The organism is Nonomuraea sp. JJY05, assembly GCF_043496855.1.
Lineage (GTDB): Bacteria > Actinomycetota > Actinomycetes > Streptosporangiales > Streptosporangiaceae > Nonomuraea.
This window is the reverse complement of the sequence record NZ_JBIEIS010000017.1, coordinates 175,300-189,657: the sequence shown is the minus strand read 5'-3', so window position 1 is coordinate 189,657 and position 14,358 is coordinate 175,300. Positions and strand designations below refer to the sequence as shown.

Here is a 14,358-nt window from a genome sequence, read left to right as displayed (position 1 = left end):
GGCCGCCGGACGGGCCGCGGGGCGGGACGCGGCGTCAGCGGGCGAGGACTCGTGCCAGGGCGTGCAGGGTCTCCAGGGGCGTGCCGGGTGGCGGGGAGACGCGCAGCACGGGTTCGCGCAGATCCAGCGGTGCGCGGGCGGTCGGCACGACGTTGACCAGCAGCGACGCCTCGGCGGCCCGGACGGCGGCGCTCTGCGCGCTGTCCCCTGGGGGCGGCCGGAGCGTGACGAGGGCGGACGGCTCGTCGAGCGGCTCGACCACGCGCCACCCGCCGGCCCCGTCGAGCACGCCACGCGCCGTACGACCGAGGTCGGCCAGGTGCGCGTGGACCGCGAACGGCCCGAGCTCGTGATGCTCCAGCACGGCCACCCCGAGCCCGGCCCGCGCCGCGACCGCCGCCTCCGAGCTCTCGAACCGCACCGCCCCGGGCAACGGCACCGGCCCGTCGCGTTCAGAACTCCACTCGTGACCCCCGAGGGCGGGGACCGCGGCGTCCATGGCCGGCGTGAGCCCGGGGACGATCAGGAAGCCGACCCCGCGCGGACCGGCCAGCCACTTGCGCGAGGTTCCCACGTACGCGCTCGCGCCCGCCCCGCGTACCTCGACCTGCCCGAGTGACTGGCAGACGTCGAGCACGAGCGGCACCCCCGCCGCGCGGCACAGCGCCCCGATCTCCTCGGCGGGCTGCACGACGCCGCGGTGGGAGGCCACGTGGGAGACGATCACCAGGTCGAGCCCGGCCGCCAGCAGGGCCCGCAGCCCGTCGAGGTCGAGGCGGGCGTCGCCGTCCGCCGGGAGCTCGACCGGCTGCCAGCCCCGCTGGGCGGCCAGGCGGTGCAGCAGCATCAGCGTGCTGCCGTACTCGGCGCGGGCGTGGCCGACGCGGCTGCCCGGCGGCAGCCGCCACCCGCCCAGGAGGGCCGCCATCGCCGCCGTCCCGCTCTCCAGGAACGCCACGTCCCGCGGACCGGCCCCGACCAACCCGGCCAGGGCCGATCTGGCCGGGGTGAGGTCGGGGACGGCCGCGTAGCCGCCGCGCTCCCGTTCGAGCCGCAGGTGCCCGGCGACCGCGTCGAGCACCCGGTCGCTGGGCACGTTGCAACCGGCCGCGTCGAGGTGCCCGGGCAGCACGACACTGCGCGCCGCCCGCCACAGCTCACCGGCCCGCGCCGCCCACCCGGCTCCGGCGGGCGGCGCCGCCTGCCCCGTTCCGGGGATCACGCCTCCGCCAGGATCAGGGTGAAGTCACCGTCCGGGTCGGTGTAACCGCGGCGGACGAGGAAGCCCGCCGCGGCCAGCTCCGTCCGCAGCCCCTCCGGCCGGAACTTCGCGCTGATCTCGGTACGCATCTCCTCCCCCGCGGCGAAGTCCACCTCCAGCCCGAGCTCCGCGACCCGCACCCGCAGGTCCCTGGCGGCCCGCAGCCGCATCTCGATCCATTCGTGCCGCTCGTCGTAGAGCGCCACGTGCTCGAACGCCTCGGGCTCGAAGTCGGCCCGCAGCTGCCGGTTGATCACGTGGAGCACGTTGCGGTTGAAGGCGGCCGTCACTCCGGCCGCGTCGTCGTAGGCGGCCACCAGCCGCTCGGTGTCCTTCACCAGATCGGCCCCGAGCAGGAACGTGTCGCCCCGCCGGAGCGTTGCGCGCACTTCCTTCAGAAACATGCTGCGGGCGACGGGTTCGAGGTTGCCTATCGTGCCGCCGAGGAAGGCCACCATCCGCCGCCCGGTACGCGGCAGGAGCCCGAGGTGGCGCTCGAAGTCGGCGCACACCGCCCGCACGTCGAGGCCGGGGAAGCGCCCGGCGACCCGGCGCGCCGCCGCCTCCAGGGTGACGGCGTCCACGTCCACCGGCGTGTACGCGCGCAACGTGCCCGCCGCGGAGAGCGCCTCCAGCAGCAGCTCGGTCTTCTCGCTGGTGCCCGAGCCCAGCTCGACCAGCGTGTCCGCGCGGGAGGCGGCGGCCAGGTCCGCGGCACGGCTGCGCAGGATCGCCAGCTCGCGCCGGGTCGGATAGTACTCGGGCAGCCGGGTGATGCGGGAGAACAGCTCGCTGCCCGCCGTGTCGTAGAACCACTTGGGCGGCAGCCACTTGGGCGAGGACGTCAGGCCCATCCTGACATCACGTTCGAGCGCCTGCCGCAGGTAGTCACGGTCGAGATGGTTGATCACATGCACGGACGACTGGCTGACGGCCATGAGGCCTCCTTGGTGAGATCACAACGGCTGCACGGCAACGCGGTCAGGGGTGACGGTCAGCAGGCTGCGCTCGGGAACGGCCTGCCAGCCCGGCAGGTCGTCGAGCGGCTCGCTGGCCACGCGCACGCCGTCGTGGCTTCGGTGGTGGAAGAGCGTGTCGCCCCAGACGGTCGCGGCGATCGACGCGCCGTCGCAGGCGAGCAGGTTGAGGCGAGCGCCGGGGTCCCTCTTTCCGGCGTGCACGACGACTTCGGCCATCGCCTCGCCCAGCCCCAGCCCGGCGCGCCCGCGCAGGAACACGGCGGTCGCGAGCCAGGCGGCGTCGCACGCGCTCTCCGCGCGGCCGGCCAGGTCGTCGGCGAGGTCGCGCAGCGCGTCCTTGCTGACGCGCCCGTTGTGGCTGAGCAGCCACCCCTTGTCGGTGAACGGCGCGGTGGCGCTCTCCTCGATCGGCATGCCCGCGGTGGCCGAGCGCACGGCCGCGAGCAGGCAGGTGGAGCGGGCGATCTGGGCGAGCGCGGGCAGGTTGGCATCCGACCAGATGGGCACGGTACGGCGGTAGCGCACGGGCTCGGGGCGCGTGGAGTCGTACCAGCCCATGCCGTAGCCATCGGCGTTGATCATGCCGTGGCGCTGGTGCCGGGGCGCGTAGGACTGCTTGAACAGGCCGTGCTCGGGTTCGTGGATGAGCCAGGTGAGCGGGCGGGGATCGCCCAGCCAGGCCGCGTGCCTGCACACCTAGACCAGCTCCGAACGCGCGCAGCGGAACCCGGTGAAGATCTGCCGCCGGATCGGGTAGTCCCAGTTCCTGAACGTGGTGCGCACCGCCGCCGGGTCGGCCGCCCAGGAGCCGCCGCGCAGCACCCGGTATTCCTGGCCGAAGAACACCTCGCTGTACTCCTTGTAGGGAAACGCGCGGAAGCCCGGGTAGGGCTGGAACCAGGAGCCGGTCCACTCCCACACGTCTCCGACCATCTGCTCGGCCCCGTACGCGCTGGCCCCGGCCGGGTAGGCGCCCAGGGGCGCGGGACGGGCGGCGCGATGGCCGAGGTTCGCCCTGGTCGGGTCGGGGCTGTCCGCTCCCCACGGGTAGCGGCGGGCGCGGCGGGCCTCCGGGTCCCAGCCGCAGGCCTTCTCCCACTCGGCCTCGGTGGGCAGCCGCTTGCCGGCCCAGCGGGCGTAGGCGTCGGCTTCGTACCAGCTCACGTGCTGGACGGGCTCGTCCATCGGGACCGGCTCGGTCCGGCCGAAGCGCCTGCGCCACCAGGCGTCGCCGTCCCTGACCCAGAACAGGGGCGCGGACACCCCGCTGCGCTGCCGCCACTGCCAGCCCTCGGCGGACCACCAGCGGGGGTCGTCGTAGCCGCCCTCCTCGATGAACGCCGCGTACGCGCGGTTGCCGACGGGGAGCCGGTCGATCCAGTACGCGGGCAGGTCCACCTGGTGGGCGGGGCGTTCGTTGTCGTAGGCCCAGGGCAGCGTGGCGGTGCCCATCATGAAGGGGCCCGCGGGCACGTACACCTCTTCCGGGCCGCCGCCGCGGCCCTGCGGCAGGTCGCCCTCGCGCACCAGGCCGGGCTGCCCGGACAGCTGCAGGGTGGCGAGCATGGTCTCGTCGTGCTGGTGCTCGTGCTGGATCACCAGGCCGAACACGAAGCCGTCGCGGTGCAGCGGGTCGGCGCTCTCCAGGTCGATCGCGTCGAGGACGTCGAGCACGCGCCCGCGTACGCCCTCGATGTAGCGGCGGGCCTCGGCCGGTCCCAGGAGGGGAAGGGTGGGGCGGTCCTTGCGCGGATGTTTGAACGCGTCGTAGATGTCGTCGATCTCGGGGCGGATCGGCTCGATGCCGCCGGCCGCGCGCAGCACCCAGAGCTCCTCGTAGTTGCCGACGTGCGCGAGGTCCCACACCAGCGGCGACATCAGCGGGGAGTGCTGACGCACCAGCAGGTCGTCGTCCGCCTCGGTGTAGGCGAGCGACCGGTCGCGCACGGCGAGGAGCTCGGCCGCGATGCGTTCCTTGGAGTCGTTCATTGCCGTCCTTCCCCGTTCAGCCAGGCCGGCACGCGCCGCCCCGGCACCGGATCCATCAGGTCGGCCGCCGGTGAGCGGCCCGGTGTCACGTGCCGGTCGGCGAACGCGGCCACCGCGCCGACCAGGCCGGGGTCCGCGCCGAGGCGGGGCAGCGCCTCCAGCGCGGCGCGGAAGCACGCCTCGGCGGCCCGGCCCAGGCGCGGCTCGCTCAGCCCGCACCGCGCCGCGTCCCTCCACAACTCGCGGCCTGGCGTCCGGCCGGACCCCAGGTATGGCTCCACCGCGGCCAGCGCGGCGTCGGCGGCCCGGTCGTCGGTGACGAGGGCGTGGGTCACGGCCACGCACACCGGCCAGGCCGCCGGGTGCTGGGCGTCGAGGTAGCGGATCTCCAGCCAGCCCCTGGGCCGCACCGGGGGGAAGACCGTCGTGGCGTGATAGGCCAGGTCGTCTGCCGTGGGGCGGCGCTCGCCGGCGCCGTTCAGCCAGTCGCGGAACGTCGAGCCGTCGCGAACCGGGCGACATCGCTCCCCGTCCTCGCGGACCAGCATGAGCCGGGCGTCGAGCAGGTACTCGGCCCAGTCGACGGCGGGGTCGACGGCGGGGTCGGCGGCGGGGTCGGCGGAGGCGGGCACGGGCGCGGTCCGGGTGCGGTCGAGGCGGTCCCAGACGGCCTGGCGGCCCGACATCCAGCCGCACGGCCGGCCGCCGCTGAGCGGCGAGTTGGCGAAGGCCGCCATCAGCACGGGGCCGAGCGCGTGCGCCCGCTCCCAGCGGGCCTGCGGACGCTCCCCCAGGTCCAGGTTGACCTGGACGGAGGCGGTCGAGCACATCATCAGCGCCCCGTACGGCTCGCCGAGGAACTCGGCCATGGCGTCGTACCTGGGCAGGTGGAGCTGGCGGCGGGCCGGGCGTACCGGGTCGAGGCCCACCCCGGCCAGCACCAGGCCCGCCGGGCGCAGGGCGGCGCGCACGGCGGAGACGTCGGCGGCCAGGAGGTCCAGCGCGTCCCGCAGCGGGGCCGCGGGGCCGGACAGCTCCAGCTGCCCGCCCGGCTCGAACGTCACCCGGCTGCCGCCCGGCAGCGCCGGAACGGCCCGCTCGACCTCGGCCATCGGGACCTGCGCGGCAGCCGCCGCACGGTCGAAGACCAGGAACTCCAGCTCGACGCCCACCCGCTCCTCGGCGTCCGGACCCCGCGCGGCCGGCTGGAAGCAGCGGCGCGCGAAATCCGCCACCTCGGAGGCGTCCCGCAGCGGCGTGCTCTCGGACGTCAGCCCGATCATCGTCGTCCCCTTCGCGTGGCGCACAGGTCTACAGACCCGCGAGCCGCGCGAACGTTACAGGCGGATTTTCGTGTAACGGATGGGGCGTGACCGGCACTAGGTCACATGGAGCGCGCAGCGGACGACCTCGGGTGCGACGACGTGCTGGAGCTGCTCACCGACTATCTGGAGGAGGCGCTCCCGGCGGGCCGACGTCGGCTGGTCGCGGACCATCTGGCTGCCTGCCCGGCGTGTTCGGGGTGGCTGGCGCAGGTTCTGGCGACGATCGCGGCGCTCGGCTGCCTGCGCGACGACGTCATGCCGGCGCCGGTGCTCGCCGCGCTGCGGGCGAGCTTTGACACGGGCCCCAGCTGGTGACGCGACTCGTGACGCCGCTCGTGCCGCCGCTCGTGACGCGGCTCATAACCGGCGCCGCTCGCGGAAGGCGGACATGAGCCGGTCGCGCACGTCGGCAGGCAGCTTCTCCGGATATGGGACACCGAGGGCGTCGATGGTCGCCTGGAACTGCTCGAAGTAGCGCTCGCACCCCTCGCAGCAGGCCAGGTGCGCCTGCACGCCGTCGCGGGCGGGCCGGTCGAGGGCGTCCTCAAGGTAGGCGGTGATGAGTCCCGCCAGCTCGTCGCAGGTGAACCGCTTCACGACGTCGACCGCCCTTGCCTCTGGATATGAACCGTTTCACTTATTGTCGCCGCTTCGCCGCCCAGGAGAAGCCCGCCGGCTACTCCGGCTGCTTCACGGACTCGAAATAGTCCGCCAGCCAGCCGCGCACGGCCGTGCGGGCGCGATGCAGCAGCACCCGCTGGTTGGCCTCGGAGATCTCCAGGATCTCGCACACCTCCTCGGACGTGCACCCTTCCACGTCCCGCAGGGTGATCACGATCCGCTGCCGGGGAGGCAGCCGCGCCAGCCCCTCGGCGATCATGCCGCGCACCTCCGAGGCGAGCGCCTCGCTCTCCGGCGTCGGCCAGGCCGCGGGCAGCTCCTTCCAGCCGCCCGGCAGCACCGCGTCGAAGCCCTGGTCCGCCACCGAGACGCCGTCGTGCTCGAAGGAGCTCCACGGCAGCGTGCGGCTCTCGCGGGCGCCGCGCTTCTTCGCGGTGTTGATCAGGATGCGGTAGACCCACGTCTTGACCGACGACCGGCTCTGGAACGCGTCGATCCCGCCGATCACCGCCAGCCACGTGTCCTGGACGACCTCCTCCGCGGAGTGGTCGGTGGACACGTAGGACCTGGCCACCCGCAACATGCCCCCGGACCAGGTGTCGAGCAGCGCCGCGAACATCGCCTCGTCCCCGGCGCGCAGGGCCGTGACGACGACGTCATCCGGGGGCAGCTCACCGCCCGCGAAAGACCCCACGATCGCTTCCCTCCGCTCGAACGCTGAGACACATCCACGGCGTCGGGACCGATCGCCGGCCCTAGCCCGGGACGTACCGCCCCACGCTAATCCTTCCCACTGACGTTCTTCCGTCTCGGCGAACGGCCACAAGATGCGTATTTTTCGGATAAACAGGTCAGAAGCTTCCCAAAGGCACAGTTCATGACGTTCCGGTGCCCGTGATCCGTTCTCTTAGGACCAGACCCCCAAGGTTCCGGACATCCTCGGCGCAACGTTCTGGTGGGGGTCCGTTATCGGGGCGATAGTCGCCTCATGTCTGATATCTCCGCCAACCCCGGTGCCCGCCTCGCCGTCCAGGGGGCCTGGGCATCCTGATGCCGGTCCGGACGTACGGCTCCGGCGGCCGCGGGCGCGACCGCCGGAGCAGGCATGACGCCCACCGCGGGCCACGGGTTCACTTGCGGTTGATCAAAAAAGCTTGAGCGTCGCCTTCCGGGGTGGCTCGCATCGCAATCCCCCTCACGGAATTACTTTCCGTCATGGCATACATCTGTCTGTAACCGAGGGGGACTTCATGCTCCGTCGTATCCTGGCGGGCGGGCTCGCTCTGACCGCCACAGGTCTCGTCCTGGCCACCGGCCCCGCCGCGTACGCCGACGACCTCAAGGCCCCGTACGCGCGGGCCGGGGCGGTCGTCGACGCGGACGGCAGGCTCAACCTGGGCAAGAACATCGTCGCGACCTGGCGGGCGGCCACCGGCAAGTACTGCGTGCAGGTCAGCCACGACGTCGACGTGACCGAGGCAGTCATCCAGATCACCGCGCGCCACGCGCTGCGGCTGCCGCACATCGCCTTCAGGAACCCCTCGGCGACCTGCCACCGGGACAACACCATCACGGTCAACGTCTTCAACCCTCACACGGCGCGGCTCGCCGACTCCGGTTTCGACCTCTCCATCTCCTGATCTGGCCCGAAGGGACAAACCAATGAAGAACATCAGGCGCATAGCCGCAGGGGTGCTCGCCGCAGCCGCCGTCCTGACACCGGTCGCCGCCCACGCGGACACGCCGTACGCCCAGGCGTCGGCCGAGGTGGACCTGGACGGCTCCCTGATCGAGGGCAGCCACGTCACCGACGTCTGGCACCCGTACAGGGGCGTCTACTGCGTGGCCGTCGACGAGAGCGTCGACCTCACCGGCTCGGTGGCGATCCACGCCACGCCCATCGGCGAGTACTCCGCTCCGCGCTCGCTGTCCGTCGAGCTCAACCCCTCGGCGTGCGGCAAGCAGCGGCTGGACACCATCGCCGTCTACAGCCAGGTCGGCTTCAGGGTGCGGGCCGACTCGGCGTTCTACCTGACCGTCTCCTGACGCCACCAGGGCCGCGCGCGCTGAACCCGATGCGCGCGGCCTCCCCCAAACGACGTCAGCCGTCGATCCGCAGCACCCGCATGTGTACGGCCAGCAGCCGGTAGTAGCCGACCAGCGTGACCAGCCCGTAGAGCCGGGCCTGGTCGAGCGACTCCAGCGCCGCCGCGAACGTCGCGTCCCCCAGGTCCCCCGTCTCCAGCAGCTCGCGGACGATCTCCAGCACGAGCCGTTCCCCCGGGTCGTCGAAGGGAGCCGGAGCGCGGTCGCGCAGGGCGGCGAGGTCATCCTCGGTCAGGCCCTCCTCGCGGCCCGCGTGGCTGTGCACCTCCCACTCGTAGTCGGAGCGCTCGTGCGCGGCCACGGCGAGAATGGCGATCTCCCGCTGCCGGGGCGTCAGGCCGGTGCCGAAGCGGACGGCCCCGCCCAGTTCCTGCAGGGCGTCGCCGAGCTCCGGGTTGAGGAGCATGGCGTTGAACGGGCCCTGCAGCCTGCCTTCCCCATCGGTCAGCGGGAAGGGCCGCGGCCCGCGGGCGCGGCGGCTGCCGAGCAGGCGGTCGTAGAGGCGGCGCTGCTCCGTGGTCAGGTCGGCGGGCTGGAAGGGTTCGAGACGGGCCGGCATGGTGTTCCCCCGAAGGTGAGATGGTGGGCGAAGAGGCGGCGTTCGCTCCTCGGGACCGAGGCCATCACTCTGGCACGCCAGGGAGTGCCGATGGCCGCGCGGTAGGCGTCGACAACCCGGCGGCGGCCTTCGGCTTCTAGCGGAGGAGTTACGCCGCATTTCCTGGCAAAAGCGCTGATCAGCGACCTGCAGTCGGAGCGAATCCCCTCCGGAACGCCGGCGAATACAGCATTCTGGGCATGCCATCACGCTCACCCCGCCCCCTTCAGCCAAGGAGGTCGCGTGACCCGGTACGCCATAGATCACAGCCGCAACGTGCTCATCGCCCAGTGGAGCACCGGCATCGGCGACACCGCCACCACCGTGGCCGAGCTGCCCCGGGCCCGCTCCCCCTGGGACGCCCTGCGGCTGGCCACCTCACTGACCGACCTGTCGCAGGCCTGCTGGCGCTGCTACACCCATCCGGCCAGCACCGCGGAGCGGCACGGGCCGAACAGCCTGGGCTGGTACCGGCAGTGCGAACGCGACGCCTTCGCCGCCATCGTCCCGGCGCTGACCAGCCCGGGCCCCACCGTCGACAGCCCGTTCGCCCCGTCGACCACCAGGGTCGAGGACAGCGCCCATCGCGTCGGCCGTTCCCTGCGCGCCTTCGACCTCTCGCCGCTCACGGTCCGCATCATCACCGAGGTCACCGACGAGCTGGCCGCCATCGAGCAGGCCGAGCTCGGCGACCTGTCCGACCGCGCCCAGCAGGCCGTCGTCCTCAGCCGCGAGGACGCCTCCCCTCTCCAGGTCGCCCAGGCCGACGACCTGCTGCACCGGCACCCCTTCGGCCCCGAGGAGCTGTTCACCCACGTCGATCCGGCCGCGGCCGCCATCGCCGCCGCGCACTGGCTCTACGCGGCGGCCTCCACCACCGGCCGCCGCGCCCGCCTGCACCCGGCGCAGGTCGTGGCCCGGGTCGACGGCATCAGGTCCCTCGTCCAGGAGAGCCTCACCGAGATCGTGACCTCGATAGGCACGGGCACGTCGCCGCGTCAGGCCGTCATGCCGATGATCCGCCACGCGCTGCACGTCGCCGAGGGCCACCTCAGCGGCGTCACGGAGGCCAGATACCGCATCACCGCGGCCGAGGAGCTCGCCGAGCGGGCCCATGCCGACCACCCCGAGCTCGGGCTCGACTTCGACGCCGTCTACCTGCCGATCAGCCCCCTCGACCCCGCCCGCCCGGCCCTCGACCTGCTCGAGAGCCTGCTGGAGGCCATCCACGGCTGCTGGCTGCTGGACGTGCACCGCGTGCACCCGCTGGGCACCCTCGTCGACGAGAGCACCGAGCCGCTGCGGCGGGGCCCGGTCGAGGCGTTCCTGGCGGAGGTCAGGCAGGAGGCGGCCGTCCGCCGCGAGGACCTGCTGTAGCGGGCCGACAGTTTCAGGCCTTTCGAAATGAGCCGGCCCCATGGCGGCCGCCGGTTAGTGTCGCTCTCCTTGATCGCCTCACTGGGGAGCAACATGCGAAAGATATCGGCATACGTCGGGGCGCTGGCGCTGGCCGGCGCGGTGGTCGTGGGTTCGGTCGCCCCCTCCGCGGCGGCGGCGACGGCTCACAGCGCCACGGCCGGAGTCGAGCGTACGACGTGGTTGAACCCGGGCCAGCTGCTCAAGGCGGGTGACTCCGTACGGTCGTCCGGCGGCGACTACGTCCTGCAGCAGCAGGCCGACGGCAACCTGGTCATGTACCGGGGCAGCACGGCGCTGTGGAGCAGCCAGACCGGCGACAGCCCCGGCGCGTTCACCGCCATGCAGGAGGACGGGAACCTGGTCGTCTACCGCGGCAAGACCCCGCTGTGGGCCTCGAACACCGACACCCCCGGCGCCCGCCTGGGCGTCCAGGACGACGGGAACCTGGTCATCTACGCCGGCAAGACCCCGCTGTGGACCCGCCACGCCACGATCAGCGTGCTCAAGCCCGGTTACGGGCTCAAGCCCAACGAGTACGTACGATCCCGCAACGGCGACTACCAGTTCGCCATGCAGGAGGACGGCAACCTCGTGCTCTACAAGGCCGGCAAGGCCCTGTGGGACTCGAAGACCGGCGGGAACCCGGGCGCGCGGGTCGAGATGCAGAAGGACGGCAACCTGGTCGTCTACAAGGGCACGACGCCGCTGTGGAACTCCAAGACCGGCAAGAACCCGGGAGCGCGGCTCGAGGTGCAGGACGACGGCAACGTCGTCATCTACGACGGCAGGCGCCCGCTCTGGTCCACCGAGACGGGCCGCTAGCTCCGGGACGGCCTCCTCGGCGACGGCGGTCAGTCGCCGAGGAGGTCTGCGTGATCGCGGCCGGCGGGGTTGTCAGCGGGTCCTGGCGACCTCGGCCGCCACGGCGCGGAACGCGGTCAGGGCCTCCTCCTGGTCGGGCCGGCCCCCGGCGACGGCCGACTTGACGACGACCACGCCGTGCCGGGGCGAGACGTAGATGTACTGGCCCCGAACCCGGCCGCCATGAAGTCGCCGCTCCCCCCGAGCCACCAGTGCAGGCCGTACCGCGGCCACGAGCCGCCAGCTCAGCCGCAGCACCAGCTCGCCCAGGTCGAACGGCTTGACGACGTAGTCGTCGGCGCCCGCCGCCAGGCCCGCCCGGCGGTCGGCCACCTCGTCGATGGCCGACAGCATCAGCACGGGGACCTGCGAGCCGGTCCCCCGTAATCGACCGCACACCTCGATGCCCGACATTTCCGGCATGGATACGTCGAAGATGATCGCGTCGGGCCGTTCGGCCACCCGTTCCAGCGCCTGCCGCCCGGACTCGGCGGTGTCCACGGCGAAGCCCTCCAGCCGTAGGCCGCGCCGGAGCGAGCGCAGGATGGCCAGGTCGTCGCCCACGGCCAGGATCCGGTACGCGGTCACCGCCGCAGTCTATTTCGCCCGGATCCGGTGACTCCCGGTATCGGCAGCAGTTCGTCCGGCAATGGCTCCATATCAATATGTGCATGCCTTGAGGAAGATAGTTGGCGCCGTACGTACCTCCATGCGGCAGATTCCGCGTTTCGGGAGGTACGTATGCATCGCAGAGTCGTCCTGCTCTCCGCCGTCGCGCTCGCCCTGGCGGGCGCGCTGGTACCGGCGGGCGCCGCCCAGGCGAGCGCACCGAGCGGCCTCGGCCCCAGGCCCGTCGGCTGGTCCGGCGCGGACTCCTGGTCGGAACGCAGGAGCGTCCTGCAGTACTGGACATCACAGCGCATGCTGGCGGCGCAGCCGCTGGGGGACCCGCCGCCACGCCGCAGCCAGTCGAGCGGACCGACCGAGGGCAGCCCGTGGGCCAGCCGGAACGGCTCGGTCCAGCGCTCTTCCTGGTCGACCGGCGGCGCCACCACCCAGGGCGCGGCCTGGTCGGTCCCCGGCACCCAGGCCGCCAACGCGCGGCTGCAGGCCGTGGTGCCCAACAGCCCCGGCCTCCGGTGGACCGACGGCGGCGCCGTCGTCCGCACCACCGGGCGCGTCTTCTTCACCACCGCCGACGGCGGTAATGCCTCCTGCTCGGGTTCGGCAGTGACCAGCGCCAATGAGAGCGTCGTGATGACCGCCGGGCACTGTGTGAAGATGAACGGGGCCGCGCACCGCAACTGGGTGTTCGTGCCCGGCTTCGACAACGGGCGGCGCCCGTTCGGCACCTGGGTCGCCACCAGCCTGCTCACCACGCAGCAGTGGAACGCCAACGAGGACATCAACTTCGACGTCGCCGCCGCCGTGGTCGCGCCGCTGCAGGGGCGGACGCTGACCGACGTGGTCGGCGGGCAGGGGATCGCGTTCAACCAGCCCAGGGGCCGGCAGATGTTCTCCTTCGGCTATCCGGCGGCCGAGCCCTTCGACGGCTCCCGGTTGATCTACTGCAGCGGGCGCACGTTCAACGACACCGTCCAGACCAGGGACCAGGGCCTGCGCTGCAACATGACCGGCGGGTCGAGCGGCGGACCGTGGTTCCAGGGGTTCAACGAGTCCACCGGGCTGGGCTGGCTGAACTCGGTCAACAGCTTCAAGTACGACTTCGCCCCCCAGTTCATGTTCGGCCCCTTCTTCGGGAACGAGGCCATGGCCGTCTACCAGTCCGCCCAGCGATCCAACGCGCTCTGAGACCGCTCGGTGGGGGCGCCGTCGTCCGGCGGGCTTCAAGGCGATTGTCTTAATAAGGCGGCCGACTTATATTCGGAAGGGTCAGGCTTCCGAGCTGGAGGACACATGACCGCTGACGCGATCCCCGATTTCCCGTTCGACCGCCCCACCGCCCTGGAGCCGCCGCCACAGCTGGCGGAGCTGCGGGACAAGTGCCCGGTGTCGCACGTACGGCTGCCGAGCGGGGACGTGGCCACCCTGGTGACCAGGTACGACGATGCCCGCGCCGTCATGGCGGACCCGCGCTTCAGCCGCAACCTCGCCAGGGAGGGCGCCGCCCGGCTGTCCACCACCAAGGACGGCGGCCTGTTCAACCGGCGCAACGAAGGCACCATGGACATCAGGGAGGGGCAGGGCCACATGCGGTGGCGACGCCTGCTCAGCCGCTGGTTCACGGCGCGGAAGATGGAGGTGTGGCGGCCCAGGGTCCAGGCGATGACCGACGACCTGCTGGACGCGATGCTGGCCAAGGGCTCCCCCGGCAATTTGTCGGCCGGGCTGAGCCTGCCGCTCCCGGTGCGGGTCATCTGCGCGCTGGTCGGCGCGCCCAGCGAGGACCAGGACAAGTTCGCGCACTGGTCCAGGACCATGCTCACGCTGACGCGCAACACGCAGGAGGAGGTCGACCAGGCGTACCAGGAGTTCACCTCGTACGTGTCCGACCTGGTCGACCACAACCGGGAGAACCCGGGCGACGACCTGCTCAGCGAGCTGACCCAGATCACCGACGCCGAGGACGGCCGGCTCAGCCAGGACGAGCTCATCTCCACCGTGCGCGGCCTGCTGCTGGCCGGCCACGAGACGACCTCGAACATGATCGCGATCATGGTGGCGATGCTGCTCGCCGACCGGGAGCGCTTCGAGGCCGTGATCGACGACCCCGACCTGATCCCGGGCACCGTCGAGGAGGTGCTGCGCCTGGACAGCACGCTGTCGGTCATCGGCGGGGTGCCCCGGTTCATCACCGAGGACGTCGAGCTCAGCGACGTCACGGTGCCCGCGGGCAGCACGCTGATCCCCAACATCACCGCCGCCAACCGCGACCCGGCCAAGTTCGCGGACCCCGAGCGGTTCGACGCGCGGCGGCAGAACGGCAACCAGCATCTCACCTTCGGCGCCGGGCCTCACTACTGCCTCGGGCAGCCGCTGGCCCGGCTAGAGCTCCAGGTCGTGCTGAGCACCCTGACGCGCAGGCTGCCCGGCCTGCGGTTGCGGGACGCCCCCGACGACCTGCGCCTTCGCACCGGAGGGCTGTCGGGCGGGCTCCAGGACGTCTGGGTCACCTGGTGACCTCCTGAGCACGGCGCCGGCGGACCGCACGGCGGGCCGCCGGCGTCATCCGTGCTC

At 72.3% G+C, this 14,358-nt stretch carries 16 protein-coding genes; 7 read left to right on the top strand and 9 right to left on the bottom strand.

The window, feature by feature from the left end; translation table 11 throughout:
* Positions 1 to 34 precede the first annotated feature (34 nt).
* Genes egtE through egtA form a run of 5 tightly spaced genes read right to left on the bottom strand, consistent with a single transcriptional unit; the run spans position 35 to position 5,513 of the window.
* On the bottom strand, positions 35 to 1,222 hold the full coding sequence (gene egtE, locus ACFKCF_RS27485; protein WP_394497928.1) for an ergothioneine biosynthesis PLP-dependent enzyme EgtE: 1,188 nt from the start codon (positions 1,220 to 1,222) through the stop codon (positions 35 to 37).
* A complete protein-coding gene (gene egtD / locus ACFKCF_RS27480; RefSeq protein WP_394497927.1) occupies positions 1,219 to 2,199 on the bottom strand; it encodes an L-histidine N(alpha)-methyltransferase in 981 nt (326 codons plus the stop codon). Before egtD ends, egtE begins: the two co-directional genes overlap by 4 nt.
* Positions 2,200 to 2,217: 18 nt before the next feature.
* Complete coding sequence (gene egtC / locus ACFKCF_RS27475; protein ID WP_394497925.1) at positions 2,218 to 2,937, bottom strand: ergothioneine biosynthesis protein EgtC; 720 nt, start codon at positions 2,935 to 2,937, stop codon at positions 2,218 to 2,220.
* Positions 2,938 to 4,230, bottom strand: a complete 1,293-nt coding sequence (gene egtB, locus ACFKCF_RS27470; RefSeq protein ID WP_394497923.1) for an ergothioneine biosynthesis protein EgtB — start codon at positions 4,228 to 4,230, stop codon at positions 2,938 to 2,940.
* Positions 4,227 to 5,513 carry an ergothioneine biosynthesis glutamate--cysteine ligase EgtA gene (egtA, locus tag ACFKCF_RS27465; protein WP_394497921.1) on the bottom strand — a complete coding sequence of 429 codons (1,287 nt, stop codon included), beginning with the start codon at positions 5,511 to 5,513 and terminating at the stop codon, positions 4,227 to 4,229. Before egtA ends, egtB begins: the two co-directional genes overlap by 4 nt.
* Before the next feature lie 105 nt (positions 5,514 to 5,618).
* Here egtA and ACFKCF_RS27460 point away from each other — a divergent pair, with 105 nt between their 5' ends.
* Positions 5,619 to 5,870 carry an anti-sigma factor family protein gene (locus ACFKCF_RS27460; RefSeq protein ID WP_394497920.1) on the top strand — a complete coding sequence of 84 codons (252 nt, stop codon included), beginning with the start codon at positions 5,619 to 5,621 and terminating at the stop codon, positions 5,868 to 5,870.
* 42 nt (positions 5,871 to 5,912) lie between these two features.
* Here ACFKCF_RS27460 and ACFKCF_RS27455 read toward each other — a convergent pair whose 3' ends face one another.
* Together ACFKCF_RS27455 and ACFKCF_RS27450 are read right to left on the bottom strand one after the other, a co-directional pair.
* Positions 5,913 to 6,152, bottom strand: coding sequence for an anti-sigma factor family protein (locus tag ACFKCF_RS27455; protein WP_394497918.1), 240 nt, complete (start codon positions 6,150 to 6,152; stop codon positions 5,913 to 5,915).
* Between the two features lie 79 nt (positions 6,153 to 6,231).
* Positions 6,232 to 6,870, bottom strand: a complete 639-nt coding sequence (locus ACFKCF_RS27450) for an RNA polymerase sigma factor (RefSeq protein ID WP_394497916.1) — start codon at positions 6,868 to 6,870, stop codon at positions 6,232 to 6,234.
* A 556-nt stretch (positions 6,871 to 7,426) separates the two neighbouring features.
* Here ACFKCF_RS27450 and ACFKCF_RS27445 point away from each other — a divergent pair.
* Positions 7,427 to 7,816, top strand: coding sequence for a hypothetical protein (locus ACFKCF_RS27445; protein ID WP_394497914.1), 390 nt, complete (start codon positions 7,427 to 7,429; stop codon positions 7,814 to 7,816).
* A 22-nt stretch (positions 7,817 to 7,838) separates the two neighbouring features.
* A complete protein-coding gene (locus ACFKCF_RS27440; RefSeq protein WP_394497913.1) occupies positions 7,839 to 8,222 on the top strand; it encodes a hypothetical protein in 384 nt (127 codons plus the stop codon).
* A 55-nt stretch (positions 8,223 to 8,277) separates the two neighbouring features.
* Here the strand turns inward: ACFKCF_RS27440 and ACFKCF_RS27435 are convergent, their stop codons facing one another.
* On the bottom strand, positions 8,278 to 8,841 hold the full coding sequence (locus ACFKCF_RS27435; protein ID WP_394497912.1) for a carboxymuconolactone decarboxylase family protein: 564 nt from the start codon (positions 8,839 to 8,841) through the stop codon (positions 8,278 to 8,280).
* A gap of 282 nt (positions 8,842 to 9,123) precedes the next feature.
* Here ACFKCF_RS27435 and ACFKCF_RS27430 point away from each other — a divergent pair, with 282 nt between their 5' ends.
* Both ACFKCF_RS27430 and ACFKCF_RS27425 read left to right on the top strand, forming a co-directional pair.
* Positions 9,124 to 10,257 carry a hypothetical protein gene (locus ACFKCF_RS27430; protein ID WP_394497911.1) on the top strand — a complete coding sequence of 378 codons (1,134 nt, stop codon included), beginning with the start codon at positions 9,124 to 9,126 and terminating at the stop codon, positions 10,255 to 10,257.
* A gap of 93 nt (positions 10,258 to 10,350) precedes the next feature.
* Positions 10,351 to 11,121 (top strand): hypothetical protein, encoded by a 771-nt coding sequence (locus tag ACFKCF_RS27425; protein WP_394497909.1) that lies wholly within the window; start codon positions 10,351 to 10,353, stop codon positions 11,119 to 11,121.
* Positions 11,122 to 11,193: 72 nt separating this feature from the next.
* On the opposite strand, the gene ACFKCF_RS27420 is transcribed toward ACFKCF_RS27425, so the two are convergent.
* Complete coding sequence (locus ACFKCF_RS27420) at positions 11,194 to 11,748, bottom strand: response regulator transcription factor (RefSeq protein WP_394497907.1); 555 nt, start codon at positions 11,746 to 11,748, stop codon at positions 11,194 to 11,196.
* Positions 11,749 to 11,901: 153 nt separating this feature from the next.
* Between ACFKCF_RS27420 and ACFKCF_RS27415 the strand changes: the two genes are divergently transcribed.
* Together ACFKCF_RS27415 and ACFKCF_RS27410 are read left to right on the top strand one after the other, a co-directional pair.
* Entirely contained in the window at positions 11,902 to 12,972 is a 1,071-nt protein-coding gene (locus ACFKCF_RS27415) for a trypsin-like serine peptidase (RefSeq protein WP_394497905.1), read from the top strand.
* A gap of 105 nt (positions 12,973 to 13,077) precedes the next feature.
* Entirely contained in the window at positions 13,078 to 14,301 is a 1,224-nt protein-coding gene (locus ACFKCF_RS27410) for a cytochrome P450 (protein WP_394497903.1), read from the top strand.
* Positions 14,302 to 14,358 lie beyond the last annotated feature (57 nt).